The organism is uncultured Campylobacter sp., from assembly GCF_963517995.1.
Lineage (GTDB): Bacteria > Campylobacterota > Campylobacteria > Campylobacterales > Campylobacteraceae > Campylobacter_A.
Map to the genome: position 1 here is coordinate 1 of NZ_CAUQHQ010000116.1, position 7166 is coordinate 7166.

A 7166-nucleotide genomic window follows, 5' to 3' on the forward strand; every position below is an offset into this window, starting at 1 on the left:
GAGCAACGGAGTGGTAAATATCCCGACATATGAAATAGGTATAAAAGAGATACAGCGCTCAATGTCTGAATCCGAGCGAAGAGCGCAAATTCATAGCGACTACGAAAAGCTTCATATACTGCCGTATAACTTTAAAGTAGACGACCAAGAACATATAGAAGATCCCTTGGGCATGAACGGTAGTAGGCTTGAGGTGCAAACGCATATCATAATGGCGCAAAAATCATCCCTAAGCAATCTTAGAAAAGCGTTAAATTTGGCCGGCGTAGAGCCTGATAATATCGTACTTTCCAGCTACGCTTCGGCTATTGCTACCCTAAATCAGGACGAAAAGGATCTAGGAGTAGCTCTAATCGATATGGGCGGAGCTACTTGCAATATGATAGTGCATTCCGGAAATTCGATAAGATACAACGAATTTTTAGGTATAGGTTCGGCAAATATTACCAACGACCTCTCGGCTGCGCTTCACACGCCGATCTTAAAAGCCGAGGAGATAAAGCTAAACTACGGCGCGCTTCTAGATACTGCCAAAACTAACGAATTAGTAGAGATACCGCCTATCAACGATGACGGCAAAACTCAAGAGGTCTCGCTTGACGTTATCTCAAAAGTTATATACGCAAGGATAGAAGAGACGCTTATGATATTAGCCAAAATGCTAGAAGATAGCGGATACAAATCGTCCATAGCCGCAGGCGTAGTGCTAACCGGGGGTATGACTAAATTTGAGGGCATAAAAGAATTTGCGGATGTTTTTTTTAAAAATATGCCCGTACGTATAGCAAAGCCTAAAGAGATGGAGGGGCTTTACGAGATACTAAGAGATCCGGCAAACTCTTGCGCGATCGGGCTTTGTATGTACGGTGCGGGATATTTTACGCCCTATGAGATAGACTCCGAAAAGAAGATGCGCTATAAAGACGAGGTAGTGGTTAAAAACAAAAACCTTAAAGATATCGCTACACAAAGCGATAACGGTACAAAAAGCGTAGAAGAGCTAGATAAGAAAATTTTTAAAGGGACGACGCTAGATGATAGCTATATAGATGATTTAAGGATAGACGACGATAGAACGCTAAAAGACGAACTAAACGAAGATTTAAACGACAAAAAAGAAAAGAAGCCTAGCTTTTTTTCCGTACTTTGGAACAAAATAACACAACTATTTTAAAGGAGATTTGGGTAAATGGATAAGGGTAACTTCACGGTTGAAGAGAAAAAGTCTTCATACGGCGCAAAGATAAAGGTTATAGGCGTAGGCGGTGGCGGTTGCAATATGATAAATCATATCATAAGAGAAAAAGGCGATGAGATGGATATAGATCTTATCGTCGCAAATACCGATATAAAGGCACTGGGTAGCTCATCTGCATTTACTAAGCTGCAGCTTGGAGAAAAGATTACCAAAGGGCTTGGCGCAGGCATGGAACCTGAAGTAGGCAAAAAAGCTGCATTAGAAAGCGAAGAAGAGATAACTAGCATTTTAGAGTATTCGGATATCGTTTTCATAGCTGCCGGTTTGGGTGGGGGAACCGGTACCGGCGCAGCTCCCGTGATAGCTAGAATAGCTAAAGATATCGGTGCTTTGACGGTCGCCGTCGTTACGATGCCGTTTGATTTCGAGGGTAAAAAGCGCTATAACCTAGCCCAAAAGGGTCTCGATGAGCTAAAAAAAGAGTCTGATTCCATAATCGTAATACCAAATCAAAAGTTAAGAAGCATCATAGATAAAAGAGCCGGTATCAAAGAAAGCTTTAAAATAGTCGACGACGTCTTGGCGCGCGCAGTCAGCGGCATGTGTACTATCGTGCTAGAATCCGGCGATAGCGACATAAACTCCGACTTTGCCGACGTAAAAAAAGTCATGGAACATCGCGGTATGGCTTTACTAGGTATAGGCGAGTCAAACGGCGACGGCGCAGCTCAAGAAGCCGTTAAAAACGCTATCCAGTCTCCGTTATTAAGCGACGTTACCATAAATGGAGCCGTAGGCATCCTAGTACACTTTAAATTTCACCCGGACTGCCCGTTTGGCGATATAGACGATGCGATGGCCATCATTAGAGCGTGCGTAGATGACGATGCCGACATCATACTAGGCACTACGAGTAGCGAGAGTATGGAGGATAAAGTTCAAGTTACCATCATAGCAACCGGTTTTAAAGGCAAGGAGGAAAAAGCTCCTACTCCGGCACCTACTCCCAGTCAAACGTCTTTAAACTCTAGAAATCCATACCTAGAACAAAGAATAAGTCAGCTAAAAGTAAGCGGCGGCTACAACAGCGAAGAAGCATCTGCAGTATTGGACGCTCCGACCTACATCAGAAATCAGATGGATTGATAAAAGGATTGGTCTTCCAATCCTTTCTAAATTTAATCATACGGCATTGCGTAGCGCAAATCAAAAATAGTTAATCTTAAAATTTAACCCTTTATAAAATCCGCAATCTGCAAAACCCAAAAAACGCATGACAAATGCCTTAAACCAAGAGTCCTGCTAAGCCTGCCTTGAACAAATGCAAACGCTTTTTGAAAATCAAAATTTTTAAGAACATAACTTTACCGGCCTAGACGGCAAATATAAAATCACAAAGGATGCATACAAAATCAAAACAAACGAGTTAAATTTATATGGCGGCAAATATACCACCCTACTTGACGCACGCAAAAAGCGACTAAAGAGCCGATAAAGTATAAGGTCGAGCCGAATTTTAGTCTATTACGCCGCACGAACGATAAAATTTACCTTATTTTTCGTCAAGGCTTATACGACTCTACGGTATGATTGATTTAGATTGTAAGCAGTCTATATGTGCTTATACCCGGCCCACGGCTAAGCTGCAAATGGCCTCGTCTGGACCGGACGCGTTACCTGCGAGAGTGAAACGCGCTAGCGGTAATCGGCCGCTACCGAGGCGCTTTGCAAAGCACGCGTTTAGTCCGCTTTAAAAAATCAGATAAAAGAAGGTCAAAAATATACCGATTTTATAGATTGCATAAAAGGCTAATACGGTATCTATTATGAGGCAAATTTTATTGATTTTAGCGATGACTGGCTAAATTAAAATACCTTCGCACAGATACGCCGCAGATATACCTCGGTATGAAAATATAAAATTCATAAAAGCGATATCTTAAACGAATGAACAAAGCCAAAGAGTTACAAGGAGATTTTTAGACCGACGCGGCCTAGGCGTAACCGAGTCGGTCTAAGACAAGTACGAGTATATCAAATTTAAGCGACGCGTAAATTTATAAATTTAAAACCGTAGAGGCATAAACTACTGCGAGCGGTAGCAAATTTAAATTGCATAAGTCAGTTTTTCAAAGATTACGCTAAGATTTAAAATTTGTAGCAAGTTTAAATCCTAAATTTTACACTCCCGTCCTTAAATTTGGACTGCGATTTGCTTGCATCTTGGAGATTAAATTTGATTGAAAGCGATTTATGAAGCGAATTTTGATTTTTTTGGCGTTTTTGACGGGATTATTTGCAACGGACATCTATGTAAACGGACAAAAGGTCGGTAGCGACCAAAACTCGACCTATAGGGGCGAGAGTAAAAACGAAATCCTAAAACAAGAGGGCAAAAAACTGCTTTGCGATAAAGGCTACAAGCAGTACTGCTAAGGCGGTAAGAGATTGTACCGTCGCTACCGCTCGGCGATAAATTCGGCGCCTTTTTGGGTCTACTTTTGATTTTATTTTAGTAGCAACTTGGTTTATTTTTAGATGAGATTTTTATTTATAAATTTCTAAAATTTCAACGAGAGTTTGTAAATTTTTCTCTTTGCAAGCCTTAAAAGATAAAAATGCATCAACGACTGCTAAGATGAAATAAAACATTAAAACAAGCCCGGCAATACCTAGAGCGACGATATACTCGCTATCGCTCATCGCTTTGCCCTCATAAACCGCCTCTATGATGCCGATTGCCGCAAATATAAAAAATAGCGCAAGCGCCTTTAAAGCGCCGATACCGATAGAGCCGATATAAAATCTATCGGCTCCAATCACTCCTAAAAATAGCCCCAAAGCAAGTGTGACGAACGGATTTTTAAAGTCGGTTAAATTTAATTCCTCTTGTTGTCTCTCATTTAGCGAGTTAAATTTATCCGCTACCAAATACAAACTATATTTTGGAAATTTACTAAGCTGATTAACGGGCATTTTTCTCTAGTATATGCGCTACTTTTTCGTAGTTTTTAGCGGCTACTTTTTTAGATAGCAGCACGCCGTCTATGATCGCGGCTAACAAAATAAGCGTAAATAAATTGTCTATGCCGGAGTCTGGACGAGGAACGGCTGCGGCAAATACCAAAAACGTAAGCACTATAAAAACAATGCCGATTACCGGACTGTTTACGTAAAATCTATGCCCTCCAAAACACCCGAACAACAGAGCAAAAACCCAAACTAAAGTCGGCTTTTTCATATACGACGCATCGGCTACTAGCTGCGAGCTTTGGGCATCATCTAGCTCCTCAAGCCTCTTACTCATCACGAGCTCGGTATATAAATTTGACGGTAGCCTCGATTTTAATTCATTTATTAGCAGTATATTTTTCATTTTTTACATGATAGCTGAATTTAATAGTTCTAGATTATCTTTTTTGATACCGTTATAGACGAAATATAAATCCGCTAACGCCCAAAAACCAAGGCCGCCGAGCGTTATAAGCTTTGAAGCGCCTAGCAAAATATCGCCTTTATAAAATCTATCTACGCCAAAAGCTCCAAAGCAAAGTCCAAGCGCTAGGCCGACTACCGGGCTTTTTAAATTTAGTATCGATACGGCTCTTGCCTTGTCGTCGCTTAAGCCGTCTAGCTTATCCTTCATATAAAAAGCATCGTTTGGAAGCTTATCTTTTAAAGCAAGATATAAACTCATTTTTATCCTTTACGTTAAATTTGTAGGCGTATTTACCCCCCCCGCTTAAAATAAATTGGAATTTTATTTATTTTATGTTACAGTATATTAATCCAAACTACTTAAGCAAGGTCAAGATGCCCGCGCGAAAAATAAGAGTATAATTATCCAAAATTAAAACAAGGATAAAAAATGAGCGATTTTTTCAAAGGCGCCGAGCAGTTTAACGCCGAGGGCGCGACGGTTCCGTTTTATAAATATAGCGAAGGTGGCGTGGATTTCGTCGGTTTTGACAGCCGTCCGTGCGTACCGCCAGAGCCTATGATAAACGCGCTGGTAGCGATCAAATTTGCAAACCAAAACACCAAAATCGTGATGGTAAATCACAAATTCCCCGCCGGACTGATCCCTAAAATTGCGGAGCAGTTTGACGTCGAGCGCGAGGATTTAGAGGGTGGGGCGGTCAAGATGACCTTTAGCCTAAAACAAGGCGCAGACGTCAAAAACGTAGACACAAGCCTTTGCCACTGAGATAGGCTATGCTTTTAAACACCTTTGCGCCGCCTTTTAAGCTAGTGGGCGGTTATTTTATCGCGGGCATTTGCTTTTTGATAGCGAGCATTCCCGCCTTTTTCGCGGCTGATTTTGAGATGATAGCGGGGCTTGAGACGGCGGGGTTTTTACACGTGTTTTTCGTCGGCTTTGTTATGAGCGTCATCATCGGCGCGCTTTATCAGCTCACTTCGGTGATTTTAGAAAAGCCGTTTTCGACGATCAAGGGCGCGATGCTAAATTTAGCCGTCTACTGCGTAGGGATCGCTGCAATGGGCTACGGGATGATCAGCGGCAAGACGGGCTTTTTGCACGGCGGCGGCATGGCGCTATTTCTGGCTCTGCTGTTTTTCGGCACTACGTATATCATTAGCTTTATGGACAATGAAAAAAAGAGCTTCGCGGCGTTTATGCTCTTTGTTTCGGCGATATTTTTACTCGCGGGCATCTCGCTTGGTTTTTGCCTTTTGATGATACTTTCTGGCACTTTGCCGATGGATTTTATGTTCGCGCTTAAATTTCACATCTATTTCGTGCTCGGCTTTGTTTTTTTCATCATCGTAGGCGTAGCGACCGTACTGTTACCGATGTTTGCCTTGGCGCACGATCTAAAATTTACGCTTAGCAAATTTGCCTTCGGGTTTTATATTTTTGCCGGTGTTTTGCTCTTTTTTAGCGAAATTTACGCGTACTTCGCCTTTGGGGCGGCGATTATTTGCTTCGTCGCCGAGGCGCTGCATATCCTAAAAAAGCGCGTTCGCAAAGCGTATGACTACTGGAACGTAAATATCGCTCTTTCGCTCGCAGCCTTCGTGCTGTTTTGCGCATTTATCGCGGCGGACAGATACGATATGGCGGTATTTATGCTGATTTACGGCTTTTTGTTTGCATTTATCGCGGCTCATCTTTACAAGATCGCGCCGTTTCTCATCTGGTATCACTACGTGGCGCCCTTTGTGGGTAAAACAAAGGTGCCGCTACTAGATCAGATGATCCTTAAAAAGCCCGCATATATCGGCATCGGCTTTAACGCCATCGGGCTTGCGCTCTACGAGATTGGCGTCTGGCTGGAGATAAAATCGCTCGCGCACTGCGGCGTGGCTTGCCTACTCGTTAGTATCGTTTTAGTCGCGATAAATATGATAAATGTTTTTAAATTTACGAAATTTGGAGTAAAGGAAGAAAAATGAAAGAAAAAATATACGATGCGCTCTCAAACATCGTCGATCCCGAGGTGGGTTTTGATATCGTCTCTTTGGGGCTGATTTACGACGCGGTTTGCGACGAGAACGGCAAAGCAAAGGTCACGATGACGCTATCTACGCGCTCATGCCCGCTGCATGAGATGATACTGGGCTGGGTAGAGACGGCGGTGCTGAATGTCGACGGCGTAAAAGAGTGCGAGATAGACCTCGTGTGGGAGCCTGCGTGGAGTATCGAGATGGCGAGCGATGAGGTAAAGGCGCAACTGGGAGTGTAGTTTTAGTTTACTTCCCGCACTTGACCCGCTATGACTAGTTTTTACGCCCTGCCCGTTAGTTTAAGCTTGTTATGTTTAGACTAATGTCGGGGCGTAAAATTTGAGCTAGCGCAAAGACGGCGGCTTTTTAAATGAAAGCTTAAATTTACCTAACTTATTTAGGATTCTTTGCTTGCTTTTAAATTTAATCATCTCATATTCTTCGTTTAAGCGATATTTTTCTTTGGTTTGTTCGTACCAAGCATCGTGTTCTTCTTGAA

9 protein-coding genes are annotated in these 7166 nt (G+C 42.4%); 6 read left to right on the forward strand and 3 right to left on the reverse strand.

The window, feature by feature from the left end; genetic code table 11:
* From ftsA to RYL88_RS10270, 3 genes are all read left to right on the forward strand, one after another.
* Positions 1-1174 (forward strand): cell division protein FtsA (gene ftsA / locus RYL88_RS10260; protein WP_314991059.1); only part of this gene is annotated, 1174 nt, incomplete at its 5' end.
* A 15-nt stretch (positions 1175-1189) separates the two neighbouring features.
* Complete coding sequence (ftsZ, locus tag RYL88_RS10265) at positions 1190-2344, forward strand: cell division protein FtsZ (protein WP_314991061.1); 1155 nt, start codon at positions 1190-1192, stop codon at positions 2342-2344.
* Between the two features lie 1107 nt (positions 2345-3451).
* Positions 3452-3634: a hypothetical protein gene (locus RYL88_RS10270; protein WP_314400100.1), complete on the forward strand. Its 183-nt coding sequence runs from the start codon at positions 3452-3454 to the stop codon at positions 3632-3634.
* A 111-nt stretch (positions 3635-3745) separates the two neighbouring features.
* On the opposite strand, the gene RYL88_RS10275 is transcribed toward RYL88_RS10270, so the two are convergent.
* The 3 genes from RYL88_RS10275 to RYL88_RS10285 form a co-directional block, all read right to left on the reverse strand.
* On the reverse strand, positions 3746-4174 hold the full coding sequence (locus RYL88_RS10275) for a TM2 domain-containing protein (protein WP_314991063.1): 429 nt from the start codon (positions 4172-4174) through the stop codon (positions 3746-3748).
* Positions 4164-4505 (reverse strand): TM2 domain-containing protein, encoded by a 342-nt coding sequence (locus RYL88_RS10280; protein ID WP_314991065.1) that lies wholly within the window; start codon positions 4503-4505, stop codon positions 4164-4166. The genes RYL88_RS10275 and RYL88_RS10280 overlap by 11 nt, the downstream gene beginning before the upstream one ends.
* Before the next feature lie 72 nt (positions 4506-4577).
* Positions 4578-4895, reverse strand: coding sequence for a TM2 domain-containing protein (locus RYL88_RS10285; RefSeq protein ID WP_314991067.1), 318 nt, complete (start codon positions 4893-4895; stop codon positions 4578-4580).
* 171 nt (positions 4896-5066) lie between these two features.
* On the opposite strand from RYL88_RS10285, the gene RYL88_RS10290 reads away from it, so the two are divergent.
* From RYL88_RS10290 to RYL88_RS10300, 3 genes are read left to right on the forward strand one after another with little or no spacing between them, the layout of a single operon-like run.
* Positions 5067-5405, forward strand: a complete 339-nt coding sequence (locus tag RYL88_RS10290) for a hypothetical protein (protein WP_314991070.1) — start codon at positions 5067-5069, stop codon at positions 5403-5405.
* Positions 5406-5413: 8 nt separating this feature from the next.
* Positions 5414-6616: a peptidase M50 gene (locus tag RYL88_RS10295; RefSeq protein WP_314991072.1), complete on the forward strand. Its 1203-nt coding sequence runs from the start codon at positions 5414-5416 to the stop codon at positions 6614-6616.
* The gene (locus RYL88_RS10300) at positions 6613-6906 is read left to right on the forward strand and encodes a metal-sulfur cluster assembly factor (protein WP_295142421.1); all 294 of its coding nucleotides are present in this window, start codon (positions 6613-6615) and stop codon (positions 6904-6906) included. The genes RYL88_RS10295 and RYL88_RS10300 overlap by 4 nt, the downstream gene beginning before the upstream one ends.
* Positions 6907-7166: the final 260 nt, after the last annotated feature.